Origin of the sequence: Rhodococcus sp. P1Y (assembly GCF_003641205.1) — a bacterium.
GTDB lineage: Bacteria > Actinomycetota > Actinomycetes > Mycobacteriales > Mycobacteriaceae > Rhodococcoides.
Window position 1 is genome coordinate 2819273 of the sequence record NZ_CP032762.1, and the last position, 17356, is coordinate 2836628.

Below are 17356 nucleotides of genomic sequence, written 5' to 3' on the forward strand. Positions count from 1 at the left end.
CGCCGCCCGGGGATGGGACCGATCAGGGGTGGCGCATTCAGGCAGGCACGCCTGCGGCCTTCCGGCGGGACAGCTCGCTCACCTCGGCGAGCAACTCGTAGGACCGGAGCCAGGACTTACGATCTCCGACGCCGGACGCGACGATGAGCTCGTCGGCATCGGCGTGCACCACGAACTTGTCGAGGTAGTCCTTGACTGTGGACGGCGTGCCCACGGCCGTGTACTTGGTCATCTGCAGAATGTGCTGGCCCTGGGGTGCATCGAGCAGCATGTCTGCTTCTTCGTCGGTGAAGGTGCGGCCTCGGCCCAGCAACAGACTCACTCGGCTTCGTTTGGTCGCCAGGAATTGCCGCTGGGCGTCGGCTTCGGTGTCGGATGCGATGACGTTGACGCCTGCGATGACGTAGGGGGTTTCGAGCTGAGCCGACGGTCGGAAGTCGCGACGGTAGATGGCCACGGCCTGTTCGAGCGCATCGGGCGAGAAGTGCGACGCGAACGCGAATGGTAGGCCGAGAGCCGCCGCCAGCTGCGCGCCGAACAGAGACGATCCGAGGATGTACAGCGGTACATCGGTACCGAATCCGGGCGTCGCGATTACTCCGGGCACGCGCGACTCGTGTGACAGAAAGCCCTGAAGCTCCTGGACTTCCTGCGGAAACCGATCGGCCGATGACGGGTCTCGCCGCATCGCACGCATCGTCTGCTGGTCGCTTCCCGGGGCACGGCCCAAACCGAGGTCGATACGTCCCGGATGGAGGGTGGCAAGGGTCCCGAACTGCTCGGCGATGGTCAGGGGCGCATGGTTGGGAAGCATGATTCCACCGGAACCGAGCCTGATGGTGCTGGTGTTGGCCGCTACATGCCCGATCAGCACGCTTGTTGCCGACGACGCGATCGTTCGCATGTTGTGGTGCTCGGCGTACCAGATCCGCTCGTAACCCCACGACTCCGCGTGTTTGGCCAGTTCGACGCTGGCGTCGAAGCTATCTTTGACGCTCTCGCCTTCGCCGATGTGAGCCAGATCGAGAATGGAGAGTGGTACGGACACGGTCAACGCCAGCCTTTCGATTCGACAGCCGAACGCAGGCGGTTCGACTGTGCAACTTCGCACTGCGGGATTCAACCGTCGGGGGGCTCGGGCTATTCCTGTCCTCGGGTGAGGGTGGCCGAACATGGCCCGATGGGTTAGCCTTTCGCGGCAGTGTCACCCTCGCCTGGGAACGAGCGTGGGCGCGGCACTTGGGGATGTCGACCGGTGGGGGCTGGTTCAGGGTGATCGTGGTGCAAGCGTGAGTACCGTCCGATTCGTTCGCGGCGCGCGACGAGCCGTGCCCCGGACACCGGGCGGTGAGGTGACGTTGCAGGCGCCGCCGGAGATCCCGAGGATCGTTCCCGGCAACCTGATGACCAAGCTGATGCCCGTCGTCATGGTGGCGGCCATGGTCGGGATGGTGGCGCTCATGTTCACCTCGGGCATGGCCGCCAACCCGATGATGTTGATGTTCCCGGCGATGATGTTGGTCTCGATGCTCGGCATGGTTGCGGGCGGCGGCAGGGGCGGCGGGGCCAGAACGGCGGAAGCCAACGAGGACCGCAAGGACTATCTTCGATACCTCGATCAGCTGCGCAAGGACGTGAGGATCACCTCGATCGATCAACGTACTGCGCTCGAGTGGTCCCACCCGGCTCCCGACGTTCTGTGGACGTTCGTCGGCACGGAACGAATGTGGGAGCGGCGCAGCGCGGATCCCGATTTCTGTCACGCACGGATCGGGCGCGGCTCCCAGCGGCTCGCCACGCGTCTTGTTCCACCGGAGACCGGCCCCGTCGAGGAGTTGGAGCCGGTGTCCGCGGTGTCGCTGAGACGGTTCGTCCGCACACATTCGGTGGTGGAGGATTTGCCGACCGCCGTGTCACTGCGTGGATTCGCGGCCATGTCCATCGCAGGTGACCGCTCGGCCGCGCGCTCCACGGTTCGCGCTCTGTTGGCGTCGCTGTGCACTTTTCACGATTCGGACCATGTGAAAGTCGCGGTCGTCTGTGGGCCGGACACCGTGTACCACTGGGATTGGGTCAAATGGCTGCCCCACGCCCAGCACGACATCATCAGCGACGGGGTAGGAACCGCGCGGATGATCTACGGTTCGTTCCTCGAACTCGAAACCGCTCTCGGCGAACATCTCTCGCTTCGAAACCGGTTCAGTCGCGGCGCGCCCGCGACCCCAGGAGTTCCGCACTTCGTCATCGTCGTCGACGGAGGTCTACTCGACAACAGTGGTACCGACGTGATCCGGACCGGGCTCGAAGCCGTCACCGTCGTGGATCTGTCCGACTTCGCCACCTCGCTCGCCGCGAGCCGTGGTCTTCGCCTGATCGTCGAGGGCGGCAAGGTCGGCGCTGTGAGTGGACCGAACGTCGAGATCTTCGGTCGTGCGGACACCATGAGTCTCGCGCAAGCAGAGACCGTTGCGCGTCGTCTGTCGCCCTTCAGAACGACGTCGAGTACCGGCGTCGACTCCTCGGTGAGCGACACGGACTCGATCTCGAGCTGGAACCGTCTGCTCGCCATCGGCGATGTCGGTGCGCTCGACCCCGCTCGGATGTGGACACCACGGCGTGGGCGCGATCGCTTGCGCGTGCCGATCGGTGTCGCACCCGACGGAAGTCCGGTGGAGATCGATCTCAAGGAATCGGCGGAGAACGGTATGGGTCCGCACGGGCTGTGTATCGGTGCAACAGGGTCCGGGAAGTCCGAGTTCCTGCGCACTCTTGTCCTCGGTCTGGTCGCCACACACAGCCCGGATCAGCTGAATCTCGTGCTCGTCGACTTCAAGGGTGGGGCGACGTTCGCCGGCTTGGAGGACGTTCCTCACGTTGCGGCGGTCATCACCAACTTGTCCGATGATCTTGCCCTCGTCGACCGAATGAAGGATGCGCTGGCGGGTGAGATGAACCGCAGGCAAGAGGCGTTGCGCGACGCGGGCAACTTCGCGAATGTGACCGATTACGAAAAGGCGCGAGCGGGTGGGGCCGCTATGGCACCGATGCCTGCGCTGTTCATCGTCGTGGACGAGTTCTCCGAGTTGTTGAGTCAACAGCCGGACTTCGCCGATCTGTTCGTCGCGATCGGACGCCTGGGTAGGTCGTTGCACATGCATCTTCTCCTCGCGAGCCAACGTTTGGAGGAGGGAAAACTGCGCGGGCTGGACAGTCATCTGTCCTATCGAATCGGGCTGAAGACTTTCTCCGCCAACGAGTCCAGGACTGTCCTGGGAGTGCCCGACGCCTACCACTTGCCTGCGCAACCCGGTGCCGGCTATCTCAAATGCGACTCTGCCGAAATAATGCGCTTCGCAGCCGCCTATGTGTCGGGACCTTATGTTCGCCCGCGAGCGGCGTCCGTGGGAAACGGGCACACGGTCGACGACATTCGCCCGCGGGTGTTCGGAGCCTTTCCGGTTCCAGTTGCACCGGCGCTGTCGACGGACGTGTCCTCGGTGCCGGCCGACCATGAGCGTCGAGCGCCTGCCGACGAGGACCCTGCGGCGTCTCAGGACGGTCGAACCGTTCTCGATGTCGTCGTGGACCGAGTTCGCGGTCACGGGACGCCGGCGCACGACGTGTGGCTGCCACCGCTCGATCGGTCGCCGAGTCTCGACGGACTCCTCGTCGACATCGCCGGTGCAGGTGAGGAGAGAATCGCGACGCTTCGGGTTCCCATCGGCGTCGTCGATCGACCGTTCGATCAACGACGCGAACTTCTGCAGGTCGATCTCTCTGCCGCACAGGGGCACTCAGCAATTGTCGGCGGGCCGCAATCCGGCAAGTCGACGGCGGTGAGGACGCTGGTCATGTCCCTGGCCTCCACGCACACTCCCCGTCAGGTGCAGTTCTACTGCCTCGACTTCGGCGGGGGAGCTCTGGGGGGTATCGCCGACCTTCCTCACGTGGGTTCGGTTGCCAACCGACTCGATGTAGACCGGGTGCGAAGAACCGTCGCCGAGGTCACGTCGGTGATCGGCAGGCGTGAACGCATCTTTCGCCAGCGAGGTATCGACTCGATGCCTGATCTTCGACGTCGCCGGGCCGATCCGCGGACCGCGTCTCGAACCGACGACGAGGATATTTTCGGTGACGTGTTCCTCGTCGTGGACGGATGGGGATCCATCAGGTCCGATTTCGAGTCACTCGAACCACAACTCGCGGCAATCGCCGCTCAGGGTCTGTCGTACGGAGTTCATCTTCTCGTCACCGCGTCGAGGTGGGCCGAGATACGTCCCGCCACCAAGGATTTGATCGGTACCCGAATCGAGCTCAGGCTGGGCGACGCGTCGGACTCGGAGTTCGGGAGGGCCAAGGCCGCCCAGGTCCCGGAAAGCCGCCCAGGTCGAGGGATGACGAAGGACGGCCTCCACCTGCTGATCGGGCTCCCGCGACTGGACGGCTCGGAGTCGACATCCGATCTCGGCGTCGGCATCTCGTCGGCCGTATCGACGATCGGTGCGCGATTCGTCGGCCACAAGGCGCCGACAGTACGCATGTTGCCGGACAACCTGCCGCTGACCGAACTGCGGAGGTCGCTGGTCGGTCGGTGGCCGCGTGAGCGGGGGGCCGTACCTGAGCTGTGGGTTCCGGTCGGGATCGACGAGGCGGAACTGAGCCCTGTAGCAATCGATTTTGCGGAACAGGCACATTTCCTGGTATTCGGTGACACGGAGTGCGGCAAGACTGCGTTGCTCAAATCCATCTGCTCGTCGTTGGTGCAAGCGAACTCGCCCTCGCAGGTCAAGCTGATTCTCGCCGACTATCGACGGACGATGCTGGGAGTGGTCGACTCCGACCACCTCGCCGGATACGCGGCGTCTCAATCCGTCCTGTCGACGATGATGAACGAACTCGCGTCGAAGATCGCCGAACGCATGCCCGGGCCGGACGTCACGCCGCAACAGCTGCGCGAGCGGTCGTGGTGGAGTGGGCCGGAAATCTTCGTCGTCGTCGACGATTACGACCTGGTTGCGACGGCGTCGGGAAATCCGCTCACGGTGTTGGCGGACTACCTTCCGCATGCCCGCGACATCGGATTGCACCTCGTCGTGGCGCGCCGTTCCGGGGGCGCATCGCGAACGATGTACGACCAGATCATCTCTCGCATGCGTGATCTGGTCTCTCCGGGGCTCGTGATGAGCGGAAGCCGCGACGAGGGCAACTTGATCGGCGCGGTCAAACCGTCTCCGATGCAACCTGGACGTGGAATTCTGGTGGACAGGCGAGGTCAATCTCTGGTGCAGCTCGCGTGGTCGCCGGAATGAACTCCGTTCGCGTCCACGCCGCGGTGCACCTCGGCGACGGGTTCGTCTCGGTAGGGGTGGGCACGGACGACGTTGTGCGGCAGCATCGGTTCGACACTGCCCTGACAATGCGCGCAGGCGTGCTTGCGTTCCTACGGCCGGCGGACGAGGGGCGAACCAGAGCCGACGAGGAGGATCTGTCGTCATCGGAGATCGAACGGTTTCCGTGGGCATACATCGACGACGACGAGATCGTGATCGGTTCGACTCCTGTGCCCATAGAGCAGGTAGTCGGTGGAACGATCGGCGACGCGCTGGCGTGGTCCGGCGCCGTCGCCCCGGTCGACCTACTCGAGGTGATCTGCCCGTCGTCGTGGGGTGTCCACAGGCAGACGGTGGTTCGACGTGCCGCGGCGGCCCTTGCCCGCGAAGTGGTGGTGATCGACGCCGCGTCGGCGGCCGTGCGGTCGCTGGGCGAACGTGCGCCGTCCTTCGCGGTGGTCGTGGAGGTCGGCGAGTTCGCGTCCACGGTGAGCAGTCTGTCGCTTTCATCGCCTGGGCCCGCGCCGGATCGACCGGCGAGCGCGTACGAACGGGCCGTTCGGTGGGACGCAGTCGGCGCTGTAGATCTCAGGGCTGACGATCTCGGGGGTGGGGGAGGCGACAGCGGGGCGCGTGCCTCGATCACACAACGCGTCTCGGCCTGTGCGGCAACGGGGTCCGGGCGGGGCCCGATCGACGTGGTGGTGCTCGCAACGAGCCTCACCACGTTGCCGACGGACATCCTCGGCGACAACTCCTACCGTGTTCGTGAAGTGTCCGGGTCCGACATCGTTCGATCCGCGGCGGTGGGAATCGGGCTGTCCGAGCCTGCAGGTGTCCGCGACCCGAACCCGGCCGCATCGCCCAGCGACTTATTTCTGCCACCGCCGAGAACGGCCCGTGCAGCGGCATGGTTGGACGAGGTGGCGTCGACGCCTCCGTCCGAGCGCCCCACTGCCATGCTGGCAGTGGGGGCCGCGGTCGCAGTCGTGCTGGCCGTCGTTCTCGGAGTCGTGGCGATTCGAGCCGTCTCCGATTCACCGACGCCCGTGGCGATCCCGGCTCGGTCCTCGCAAACTCCGTCGCCCCCCGTTCCTCGATCCGAACCCGACTCGAGCATTCCGACTACCACCGCGACAGCCACGACCACCTCGGCCGCGACGCCGACCGAGCCAGCCCCTCGTACGACGCGATTCACGTTCGGGCGAGCGAGCGTGGAAGTACCCGCTTCGTGGTCGGAGCGCGTCGAACCGGGACGAGTTCTTCTCGTGCCTGTCGACCTGCCGGAACGCAGGATTGTCGTGACGAGTGTGGAATTGAGACCTGGCACGACGTTCGACGAGGTCGCGAATGACCTGGAGGGGCAACTTGCTTCGCGCGGAGAGGGTAGCTCATTTGGGAGTTACACGCGTGCAACTGATTTCGGGGGAAGAACCGGTATTTCCTATGTCGAATCACCTGGAGATTTTTCGGTCGTGCACTGGCGGATCTTCGTCGACGACGATCTTCAGGTCAGCATCGGTTGCCAAAGCGCGGAAGGGGACGAGCCCACGCTTGCGGGCGACTGCGACCTCGCCGTCGCAAGTTTGGTTGTCGCGGATATCGGGTGATCGCGAACAGCATTTCGAGAATTCCTGCTTTCGATGGAACCGAACGCCCATGTAGCTGCGTCCAATCAGATGTAGGGGGAGATCCGCAGGTGCGCCGCGGCGATCCGAAGCCTCGACCGAGTATTCGCCCGAGTGCTCGAAACCGAAGAACGTGAAGGAGTCGATCATGGCAGAAACCGACATTCAGACCATGCTCGCAGTGTCCGCGAAGGTCGATGGTCTGAGGGAGCAGATCGGCGGACTTCTGCGCGCGTTGCGTGCGGACGTGGATCTTGCAGCGTCCGGAATATGGAAGGGCACGGCGTCGACCACGTTCGCGCAGGTCATGACCAGCTGGGACTCCAGTGCATTCAAGTTGGAGAACGCGCTCGCCGGCATCGGGGAGTCGATCAAGACCAGCGGTGTTCAGTACGACCAATCCGAGCAGGACAACGTCTCCCAGATCAATACGGTCGGCAGCAGCCTCAACCTCTGATCGGCCGTTCTCGTAGTCGTGACACGAAGTATGCAAGCCCATTCCGAGTCGACGTCTGTCGACCGAATCAACGCGAGGAATCGATGATGAACGGTGAAATCAAGTACAACTTCGGCGCGATCGGGGATCTCGCCGGTGGGCTGACGACCAAATGGTCGTCGCTGAACGAGCGCCTCGACGAGGTCAAGTCCACGATACAGCCGCTGGTCGCGACTTGGCAGGGCGCGGACTCCGACGCGTACCAGGTGAAGCAGGCCGAGTGGAATTCGGCGCAGGCCGAACTGAACGGCGTTCTTCAGAGCCTGATCGGCGCGGTGAACTCCGGCAACCAGCGGATGCAGGAGCAGGAAGCAGTGAACAGGTCTCGCTTCTCCTAGGATTCGGACTTATCCGATCCCTGCGCTCACTACGGCCCCGATGTCGATCGACATCGGGGCCGAATGCTGCGCGGGTCGGCGTTTCGTAGTTCACTGGCATGCGTGGAGCGTGATATTCGACGGATCGACGAGGCGAGAACGATCGTCACGGCCCGGCTCGAATCGTTGCGTGCGCAGTTCCTGGCGATCGTCGAAGGATCGAAGTGGTCCACCGACGACGACGAGCACGACCCAGAGGGGTCGACCATCGCGTTCGAGCGAGCGACGGTCGGCTCACTCGCCCGGGACGCAGAGAACGAGTTGAGGGAACTCGACGAGGCCTCGGGGCGGGTCGTCGCCGGAACCTACGGCACGTGCGAGAGGTGCGGCGAGGCCATTGCCGACGCCCGTCTCGACGCATTGCCTGCCGCGCGTCGCTGCATCGGGTGCGCGCGACTTCGCTAGGCGGGAGCCCCGGGAGAAAGCACGTTTTGACCTGGGAGACACGTACCCGGTATCGTCCTCCTTTGGCGTGTATGGGCTCGCCGCGCTTTTACGCGTGTCGAGCTCTTGATCTCGGGTCTCAACTGGCCGCCGAGGTCATCAACTCGTCTTGGCCAGCAGCGACATCATGAAGACAGGAATTTCTGTGTCTACATATAGCCCGAAGGCCGGGGACACCACCCGGACTTGGCATGTGATCGACGCTACGGACGTCGTGCTCGGACGCCTTGCCGTCCAGGCTGCGACTCTGCTCCGCGGCAAGCACAAGCCGACCTACGCACCCAACGTCGACGGTGGCGATTTTGTCGTCATCATCAACGCCGAGAAAGTTGCCATCAGTGGCAACAAGCTCGACGGCAAGTTCCACCACCACCACTCCGGTCATCCGGGCGGCCTGAAGTCGCGTTCGACTCGCCAGGTGCTGGAGTCTCACCCCGATCGTCTCGTGGAGAAGGCCGTCAAGGGCATGATCCCCAAGAACAAGCTCGGTAATGCCATCGCGGGCAAGCTCAAGGTGTACGCGGGACCGAACCACCCCCACACCGCTCAGCAGCCCGTTCCGTTCGAGATCAAGCAGGTGTCCCAGTGACGGCGCCGGAGGGAAATGACGTGACGTCGCAGGAGAACCCGTCTGACATCGAGTCCGCAGAGGTCGAGATCGCCGCGGACGAGTTCGTGGCAGTCGAAGATCCCGAGGTCGTCGAAGAGATCGAAGCCGCAGCAGCGCCTGCGCCGATCCTGTTCGACCGCCCGGTCCAGACCGTCGGTCGTCGTAAGGAAGCTGTTGCTCGCGTCCGGTTCTCGCCGGGCACCGGTGGCTTCAAGCTCAACGGCCGTAGCCTCGAAGACTACTTCCCGAACAAGGTGCACCAGCAGCTGATCAAGGCTCCGCTGGTTCTCGTCGATCGCGCAGAGTCCTTCGACGTCATCGCGCTTCTGCACGGTGGCGGACCTTCGGGTCAGGCAGGCGCTTTGCGTCTGGCCATCTCGCGCGCACTTATCGAGGTCACCCCGGAGGATCGCCCGCCGCTCAAGGCTGCAGGCTTCCTCACGCGTGACGCCCGTGCAGTCGAGCGTAAGAAGTACGGCCTGAAGAAGGCCCGTAAGGCGTCGCAGTACTCCAAGCGCTGACGTTTTACACCGATCTACCCGCGAGGGCAGGCGTCCATCTGTACCGGATGCCTGCCCTCGCGGCTTTTGTTTCGAACTTCTGCTTTTACTTTCCGGCTAAGGGGGACGTGTCGGCATGACTCGACTGTTCGGTACCGACGGCGTACGGGGTCTGGCCAACGGGCTGTTGACCCCGGAATTGGCATTGAAGGTGGCCAAGGCTGCGGCTGAGGTGCTTGCACCGCCGTCCGGCAACAGACTGCTCGCGGTCGTGGGTCGAGATCCACGCGCGAGCGGGGAGATGCTCGCGGCAGCCGTCACGGCCGGACTCACCGCGTCCGGTGTCGACGTCGTCGATGTCGGTGTTCTGCCGACGCCCGCAGTCGCATTTCTCACTGCCGAGTACGGCGCTGCACTCGGTGTGATGATCTCGGCATCGCACAATCCCATGCCGGACAACGGAATCAAGATATTCGCCGCAGGCGGACGCAAGCTCGACGACGACGTCGAAGACCGCATCGAGTTTGCCATCGCCGAGCCTCGGCTGGCGCAGTCCCCGACCGGTGCCGACATCGGTCGAGTACGGCAAGCTCCTGACGCCGCTGACCGATACGTCGCACACGTGGGTAAAGCGCTGACCGGATCGCTCGACGGGTTGACCGTCGTGGTCGATTGCGCGCACGGCGCGGCTTCGGCGGTGGCGCCGAGGATCTACGCGGCTGCGGGTGCGACGGTCGTGGCGATCAACGCTCAACCGGACGGGCTGAACATCAACGACGGCTGTGGGTCGACGCACATGGACGACCTGCAGAAGTCGGTCGTCGAGCACGGGGCGGATCTGGGGATCGCGCACGACGGTGACGCCGACAGGTGTCTTGCCGTGGACGCGACCGGTGCGATCGTCGACGGCGATGCGATCATGGCCGTCCTCGCGGTCGGGATGAAGGAATCCGGAAGCCTCGTCGAGGACACTTTGGTCGCTACTGTCATGAGCAACCTGGGTTTGCACATAGCGATGCGTGAGGCAGGTATCTCGGTCAGAACGGCCGCAGTGGGTGACCGATACGTGCTGGAAGAGTTGCGGGCCGGTGGATTCGCGCTCGGCGGCGAGCAGAGCGGGCACGTCGTGATCCCGGAGTTCGGAACGACGGGCGACGGTGTTCTGACGGCCTTGCTCGTGATGGGACGAATGGCGACCACGTCGAAATCGCTCGCGGATCTCGCGTCGGTGATGACAACGCTGCCGCAGGTGCTCATCAACGTGAAGGTCTCGGACAAGAGCGCAGTCGCATCGGCGCCGTCGGTGCTCGAAAGTGTCGCCGAGGTCGAGCGCGTGTTGGGCGACACGGGTCGAGTGTTGTTGCGCCCCAGTGGCACCGAGCAACTGGTTCGGGTCATGGTCGAGGCTGAAGAGCCCGACCTCGCCCGCCGACTCGCCGAGGATCTGGCGAGCCGGGTCGGGCAGGTCTGAACGTCAGGCGGTGAGGTTGCGTAGCGCAGTCAACTGCGCAACGCGACCTGCGGTGTCATCGGCAAGGGGTGTGACGTTCAGCGTCGTGACGCCGGCTTCGGCGAACGCCGCGACACGCTCCTTGACGTAACTTTCCGGCCCGATGAGATTGACCGCGCGCACCAGTTCGTCCGGAACTGCCGCTGCTGCTTCCTCTTTCTTGCCCGCGAGGTAGAGGTCCTGAATCTTCTCGGCTTCTGCTTCGTAGCCGTAGCGCTGCGCGAGGTCGTTGTAGAAGTTCTTGCCTTTGGCGCCCATTCCGCCGATGTACAGGGCCAAATGCGGCTTCACCCACGGTAGGTACTTCTCGGCGTCCTCGCCGATCGCGAGTGTGGGACTGGCGAACACTTCGAGATCACCGAGAGCAGCATCGCGCTTCGCCTTACCTGCGGTCAATGCATCGCCCCAGACCTGATCGGCCTTCTCCGGGTAGTAGAAGATCGGCTGCCATCCCTCTGCGATCTCGGCCGTGAGTTCGACGTTCTTCGGGCCGAGTGCGGCGATGACGACCGGGATGCGATCGCGGACAGGGTGATTGATGAGCTTGAGCGGCTTGCCCAGTCCGGTTCCCTTGTCGGCCGGCAACGGAATCTGGTAGTACTTCCCCTGGTGCTCGACCTTCTCGCGGCGCCAGACCTGGCGGCAGATCTCGATGACCTCGCGAGTCCTGGCGATCGGTGCGTCGTACTTGACGCCGTGGAAACCCTCGACGACCTGAGGACCGGACGCGCCGAGGCCGAGCACGAAGCGACCTTCGGACACATAGTCCAAACCGGCGGCCGTCATCGCGGTCAGCGAAGGGGTTCTGGTGTAGATCTGGAAGATCCCGGACGCGATCTTGATGGTCGAGGTCTTCGCGGCCAGAAAGCCGAGTTGGCTGACCGCGTCGAACGAGTAGGCCTCGGGCACGAAGATGATGTCGAGTCCTGCTTTTTCGAGTTCGGTCACCTCGGCGACGGTTTCCTTGAATCCGCCCGAGTAGTTCAGGGACGTACCGATGTGCATTCGAATCTCCTCGACGTGGATTTTATATGTGACACGAGTTACCGACATCGGACGTTACCGGACGCCGAGCGGAACCGTTTCCGTGCGGGCTGCGTCGAACAGAGCAGGAACGGTATGCGTTCTTCGATCGCGACGACGTGGGGGATTGGCCGAAGATGGAGATCGATGTCGAGAAAGTCGCCGAAGTGGCGCTCGGATTCGAACATTCGTCCGAGGTGATCGGCGCCGTGGCGGGCGAGATCGCGAAGCTCGCGTTCGACGGGGATACCGCCGGACGCAACTACGGTGAACTCGGCGCACGGATCGCTTTACGGTTTGACGGAGTCGAGGCGAGCTTCCGTCGGTGGAGCGAGGCGAGCGAGGACAACGCCGGAGCGCTGCGAGCAAGTGTCGCGGGGTATCAGGGCTCGGATGGTTATACGGCGTCGTTCATGGCGGATCAGGGTGGTCGGCGGTGACGGGCCGCACTGTCGACCAGATTCTCGACTCGGGCGCCGTGGGGCTGATGTACTTCGAGAAGTACATCCCCATCCTTCATCGCGTCGTGTCCGATTCGCCTTGGACGTATCCAGGGTTGTGCGCACGCTACGACGAGCAAAGAGGACTCGACCTGGACGTTTTGGCTGACGATGCTCGGGTGCTCGGTGACGCTGTCACTGCCGCGAGGGCGGAGGTGGAGCACCAGAGCATGTTGGTGGACACTCTGTCGGGCGCCTGGGTGGGCACAGCCGGCCAGCAGGCTCTCGCCGACGTCCGCGCGGACCGAACACTCGGTTCGCAGCGAACCGAGGCGACGTACCACTTGGCTACGGCGATGTCGTGTGCCGTCGATCAGATCCGATCGGTGTTGGACGCGAAAGCGGCCGACGTCTCGGCGTTCGACCCGACCGGCCTCGGCGCGCCCGATCGGTCGTCGATCGACGGGATCCCGCTGATCGGCGTCGAAGCGATCGATGCCCTGGCCCAACTGAGCATCGATGACAACCCCTTGATCACGGCGCACGGTCAGAACTTCATCGACGTCGTTGCCCCCTACCTGCCTGCAGTCGTCGCACCCGCGCCGACGCCTCTGCCCGGCGTCGTCTTGCCATCACTGCTGCCGCCGACTCCGACCGTCAACTCACTCGAAATCGCTCTGATTCATGCTCGAGGTGTGTGTCAGGAATGGCTCGGCAACACCTTTGCTCGAATCGTTTCGGCGGCCGCTCAGCACCTTGTGGATGCGTGCGTGTCGACCGACATCGCAGTGCGCAACTATCTGACGACGTTGGCCGAACTCGCCGAAGCCGTCGAGACGAGTGCTTTTCCGGCTCCCCGTACGGTCGCGCTACCAACCGAACCTGCCGGTGCAGGTGCCAGCCATGGTGGCGGTCCCGGTCCCGGTCCCGGTCCCGGTCCCGGTGCTGATGGCGGTGCCGGCGGCGGTGCACAGACTTCGGTCCGCGAGCCCGACGCATCTACGGTTCGGCCTCGGGTCGGCCCCTCGGGCGGGGACGGCCCGGACGATCGTGAACCTGCAACCGGTGCAACTGGAACACCTGGGGCCGCAGAGTCGTCGCCCGGGTCGGCGTTGCCTCCGCACGACCTGCCTGCCGCGCTCCGTTCGATGTTCGGTGACCTACCCAGCGGCCGAGACATCGTCGCGGCGATCGAGAGGGCCGGGCAGGATCTGACCTCGCAAGTGAAGGCCTTGCTCGACGACGCGTGCGAGAAGCTTTCGTCGCCCGGTGACGAGGGCCAGCCTGCACCGGGCTCACAGCCTGAACCGCGCCCGCAGACGCCGGGAACGGGAACGCCGACGATTTCGCCCGTCGATGTCGGGCCGCAGCCACCGCCAGGCCCTGGGTCTTGGTCTAAGTCCGGCATCGATCACGCACCAGGACCGAACGTATCGACCGGCCCTGTTCCGCACGTGCCGGCACTGATTCCACCTGCGCCGGTCGTCGACGGTTTCACCGAACGCGGCCACCTCGAAGCTGCGCTCGACGGGCACAGTGCGCGGTTGTCGTTGGCGCACAATGGAACAGTCGCATTGGATCTGAGAGCCCCGAACGGGGACAACACGCGTTTCGAACTGAGGCCCGGTCCGTTCGGACTCCCGATTGTCGAGCAGATGCAGGCTCAGGCACCGGTGTTTCCCGCTGCCGAGGTCATGCCGCCACCGACCGTCGGTCCCGAGCCGGTCGTCACCGCTGTCGAACCGCAGGATGTCGTGCCGGCGAATCCGCCCACGGATCCCGATCCTCCGCACCAGGGAGAACCGGTGACACCTGTCGACGGTCCAGCGCCGCCTGACGCCCCGATACCGGACGCCCCGATACCTCCGGCCGCTCCGGATCCGCAGCACGAGGGCACGGTCGCGGACCCACCGGCCGCAAGTGAATCACCCGCGTCGGGTGCACGAATAGCAGAGGCGGGCCCACTGTGACCGACTGGTGGAGGGCACGGTTCGATCGAATTGCCAACGAGCACTCCGATGCCATGACCGCGTCGCGAAAACGCTTCGAGGACGCGGTACGAGCTGTCGCGAGTGAGTCGAAGCCGCAGCGGATCGACCCGATCCCCGGCGCACATCCGTACGCGGAGACACCGGACGATGAACCGCCGTCGAGCTGGCTGGTGTGACCCCGGTCAGGGGTGATCAGCGACCGACGACTGCGCGGATTGCCGACAGCGGGCTCGGCTTCGGCTGATCTGCGATCGGTGCGTGTGGGTCGACCACCTTGGTGCCCTTCACTTCTGCAGCACCGGCGAGTTCGCCGTACTGCTTGTCACCCGTCAGGTGGAACAGCAGAAAGGCTGTGAGCAGAGCGCGGGTGGTGTGCACGGTGGCCTTCTCGGTGCCTCCTACGCCGAGAGGGCTCAAGAGGCGACGACCCTCGACGATTCCGTCCGACGTCCCTTTGGACAGGCGTCGGAACGTCGACGGGCCTGTCAACGCCCCTGCAAGCGAGAGGGTGTTGTCGTTGAGCGAGTCGGTGAGCGCTGGATCGCCGAGAACGAGACTCGGAATCGACAAGGTTGCCGCGGCGTCCTCGGCGCTGGGGGACGACGGTGCCGGGTACAACGCGGCGACCGCTTTTATGTCGGAACGGGCAGCGGCTTCGAGTACGGCGACGCTCGCACCCATCCCGTGGCCTGCTACCGCCAGTTTGTCCGGATGAACGCTGATGTCGCCGGTGCCGAGTCGTACGCCGGTGACGATGTCGAGGGTTGTGCCGAGATCGGCAGCGAGGCCGCGATGTGATGCAAGTGGCCCGCGCTCGGTGTCGGGTGCAGCGGCAACGATTCCCCACGACGCGAGATGCTTCAGGGTGTTCGCATACCGTTCTGCACCGAGCAACCACCCGTGGCCGAAGGCCACCGCAGGCAGGTTGTAGCCGGTGGCAGGGGTGAACACGATGCCGGGCTGACCGGCGAGAGCCAGATTGCCCCGCAGCACCTTGTGCGGTCCACGTCTACCTAATTCACCTGCGAGCTTCTTTGGTGTCGCCACAGCCGCAACGCTATCGGATCGTGTGTCCTCGACGCAGGTATGGGGGCGCTGCGGCGACGGGTACCCTGAACCACCATGTGCGGAATCGTGGGATACGTCGGTCACCGCCCAGCTCTGGGCGTCGTGGTCGAGGCGCTTCGGCGCATGGAATACAGGGGCTACGACTCGGCGGGCATCGCAATTCTCGACGGTGCGGGCAACACCGCGGTCGAACGTAAAGCAGGCCGTCTTGCCAACTTGGAGGCCGAGCTCGACGAGATCGGCGCCGAGAAGTTCACAGGCACGGCAGGCATGGGGCACACCCGCTGGGCCACCCACGGTCGCCCGACGGACCGCAACGCGCACCCGCACCGTGACGCCTCCGGTTCGGTCGCGGTCGTGCACAACGGCATCATCGAGAACTTCGGTCCTCTGCGCGCCGAACTCGAAACCGAAGGAATCGAGTTCTCGAGCGACACCGACACCGAGGTCGCAGTGCATCTGGTCTCCCGCGCCTACGCGTCGGGCGCTACGAAGGGTGACTTCGTAGCCAGTGCGAAGGCTGTTCTCCGCAGGCTCGAGGGCGCGTTCACTCTCGTCTTCACCCACTCGGATCATGCCGACACCATCGTCGCTGCCCGCCGGTCGACCCCACTCGTCGTCGGAGTGGGCGAGGGCGAGATGTTCCTCGGCTCGGACGTCGCGGCGTTCATCGAGCACACCCGTGAGGCCGTCGAACTCGGTCAGGACCAGGTCGTCGTCATCACCCGAGACGGATACGAGATCACCGGATTCGACGGGGAAGAGGCGTCGGGACGCCCGTTCCACATCGACTGGGATCTGGCCGCGGCCGAGAAGGGCGGCTACGACTACTTCATGCTCAAGGAGATCCAGGAGCAGCCGACCGCCATCGCGGACACGCTACTGGGACACTTCGAGAACCGACGGATCGTGCTCGACGAGCAACGATTGTCGGACCAGGAATTGCGCGACGTCGACAAGATCTTCGTCGTGGCCTGTGGCAGTTCGTACCACTCCGGACTTCTTGCGAAATACGCGATCGAACACTGGACGCGGCTTCCGGTCGAGGTAGAGCTGGCAAGTGAGTTCCGGTACCGCGATCCGGTGCTGGATCGGTCGACACTGGTCGTGGCCATCTCCCAGTCGGGGGAGACAGCGGACACGTTGGAGGCTGTTCGCCACGCCAAGGAGCAGAACGCGAAAGTCCTCGCGGTGTGCAACACCAACGGCTCGCAAATTCCGCGTGAGGCCGATGCCGTGCTGTACACGAGGACCGGACCCGAGATCGGCGTCGCATCGACGAAGGCCTTTCTCGCACAGGTCACGGCCAACTATCTCGTCGGGCTGGCCTTGGCCCAGGCGCGCGGCACCAAGTACCCCGACGAGGTTGCGCGCGAGTTCGCCGACCTGGAAGCGATGCCGGAACTGGTTCAACGCGTTCTCGATTCGGTCGAACCGGTTCGGGAGCTGGCGCGCGAACTTGCCACGTCGCCGACCATCTTGTTCCTCGGGCGCCACGTCGGCTACCCGGTGGCCCTCGAAGGCGCTCTCAAGCTCAAGGAACTTGCGTACATGCACGCCGAGGGGTTCGCAGCCGGCGAGCTCAAGCACGGCCCGATCGCGCTGATCGAAGACGGTTTGCCCGTCATCGTCGTGATGCCGTCGCCGAAGGGGCGGGCAGTACTTCATTCGAAGTTGCTCAGCAACATTCGTGAAATTCAGGCGCGCGGGGCGCGCACGGTCGTCATCGCCGAGGAAGGCGACGACGCAGTACGTCCGTTCGCAGACCACCTGATCGAGATCCCGGCCGCGCCGACCCTGTTGCAGCCGTTGCTGTCGACGGTCCCGCTTCAGGTCTTCGCCGCCGAGGTCGCGCAGACGCGCGGTTACGACGTCGACAAGCCGCGAAACCTGGCGAAGTCGGTCACCGTCGAGTAGTCCGGTCGGAGGAGGGGGAGAG

At 64.5% G+C, this 17356-nt stretch carries 15 protein-coding genes; 12 read left to right on the top strand and 3 right to left on the bottom strand.

What is annotated here, in order from left to right:
* Positions 1-37 precede the first annotated feature (37 nt).
* Positions 38-1048 (bottom strand): LLM class flavin-dependent oxidoreductase, encoded by a 1011-nt coding sequence (locus D8W71_RS13000; protein ID WP_121119091.1) that lies wholly within the window; start codon positions 1046-1048, stop codon positions 38-40.
* A gap of 241 nt (positions 1049-1289) precedes the next feature.
* Here D8W71_RS13000 and eccCa point away from each other — a divergent pair, with 241 nt between their 5' ends.
* From eccCa to glmM, 8 genes are all read left to right on the top strand, one after another.
* The gene (gene eccCa, locus D8W71_RS13005; protein ID WP_236077863.1) at positions 1290-5309 is read left to right on the top strand and encodes a type VII secretion protein EccCa; all 4020 of its coding nucleotides are present in this window, start codon (positions 1290-1292) and stop codon (positions 5307-5309) included.
* Complete coding sequence (locus D8W71_RS13010; protein WP_153275383.1) at positions 5306-6940, top strand: type VII secretion-associated protein; 1635 nt, start codon at positions 5306-5308, stop codon at positions 6938-6940. The genes eccCa and D8W71_RS13010 overlap by 4 nt, the downstream gene beginning before the upstream one ends.
* A gap of 166 nt (positions 6941-7106) precedes the next feature.
* Entirely contained in the window at positions 7107-7415 is a 309-nt protein-coding gene (locus D8W71_RS13015) for a WXG100 family type VII secretion target (RefSeq protein ID WP_236077864.1), read from the top strand.
* Between the two features lie 83 nt (positions 7416-7498).
* Positions 7499-7792: a WXG100 family type VII secretion target gene (locus D8W71_RS13020; RefSeq protein WP_121114028.1), complete on the top strand. Its 294-nt coding sequence runs from the start codon at positions 7499-7501 to the stop codon at positions 7790-7792.
* A 102-nt stretch (positions 7793-7894) separates the two neighbouring features.
* Positions 7895-8236 carry a TraR/DksA family transcriptional regulator gene (locus D8W71_RS13025; protein ID WP_236077865.1) on the top strand — a complete coding sequence of 114 codons (342 nt, stop codon included), beginning with the start codon at positions 7895-7897 and terminating at the stop codon, positions 8234-8236.
* Between the two features lie 184 nt (positions 8237-8420).
* Complete coding sequence (gene rplM / locus D8W71_RS13030; protein ID WP_121119095.1) at positions 8421-8864, top strand: 50S ribosomal protein L13; 444 nt, start codon at positions 8421-8423, stop codon at positions 8862-8864.
* Positions 8861-9406, top strand: coding sequence for a 30S ribosomal protein S9 (gene rpsI / locus D8W71_RS13035; RefSeq protein WP_121114030.1), 546 nt, complete (start codon positions 8861-8863; stop codon positions 9404-9406). The genes rplM and rpsI overlap by 4 nt, the downstream gene beginning before the upstream one ends.
* 115 nt (positions 9407-9521) lie before the next feature.
* On the top strand, positions 9522-10856 hold the full coding sequence (gene glmM / locus D8W71_RS13040) for a phosphoglucosamine mutase (RefSeq protein WP_121114031.1): 1335 nt from the start codon (positions 9522-9524) through the stop codon (positions 10854-10856).
* Positions 10857-10859: 3 nt separating this feature from the next.
* Here the strand turns inward: glmM and D8W71_RS13045 are convergent, their stop codons facing one another.
* A complete protein-coding gene (locus D8W71_RS13045) occupies positions 10860-11900 on the bottom strand; it encodes an LLM class F420-dependent oxidoreductase (protein WP_121114032.1) in 1041 nt (346 codons plus the stop codon).
* Positions 11901-12055: 155 nt separating this feature from the next.
* On the opposite strand from D8W71_RS13045, the gene D8W71_RS13050 reads away from it, so the two are divergent.
* The 3 genes from D8W71_RS13050 to D8W71_RS13070 are packed head-to-tail and all read left to right on the top strand — an operon-like array spanning position 12056 to position 14525.
* Positions 12056-12358 carry a hypothetical protein gene (locus D8W71_RS13050; protein WP_121114033.1) on the top strand — a complete coding sequence of 101 codons (303 nt, stop codon included), beginning with the start codon at positions 12056-12058 and terminating at the stop codon, positions 12356-12358.
* The gene (locus D8W71_RS27375) at positions 12355-14328 is read left to right on the top strand and encodes a hypothetical protein (RefSeq protein WP_153275384.1); all 1974 of its coding nucleotides are present in this window, start codon (positions 12355-12357) and stop codon (positions 14326-14328) included. The genes D8W71_RS13050 and D8W71_RS27375 overlap by 4 nt, the downstream gene beginning before the upstream one ends.
* Positions 14325-14525, top strand: coding sequence for a hypothetical protein (locus D8W71_RS13070; RefSeq protein ID WP_121114037.1), 201 nt, complete (start codon positions 14325-14327; stop codon positions 14523-14525). Before D8W71_RS27375 ends, D8W71_RS13070 begins: the two co-directional genes overlap by 4 nt.
* 16 nt (positions 14526-14541) lie before the next feature.
* Here the strand turns inward: D8W71_RS13070 and D8W71_RS13075 are convergent, their stop codons facing one another.
* Positions 14542-15396, bottom strand: coding sequence for a dienelactone hydrolase family protein (locus tag D8W71_RS13075; protein WP_121114038.1), 855 nt, complete (start codon positions 15394-15396; stop codon positions 14542-14544).
* A 75-nt stretch (positions 15397-15471) separates the two neighbouring features.
* Here D8W71_RS13075 and glmS point away from each other — a divergent pair, with 75 nt between their 5' ends.
* Positions 15472-17334 (top strand): glutamine--fructose-6-phosphate transaminase (isomerizing), encoded by a 1863-nt coding sequence (gene glmS, locus D8W71_RS13080; protein WP_121114039.1) that lies wholly within the window; start codon positions 15472-15474, stop codon positions 17332-17334.
* Positions 17335-17356 lie beyond the last annotated feature (22 nt).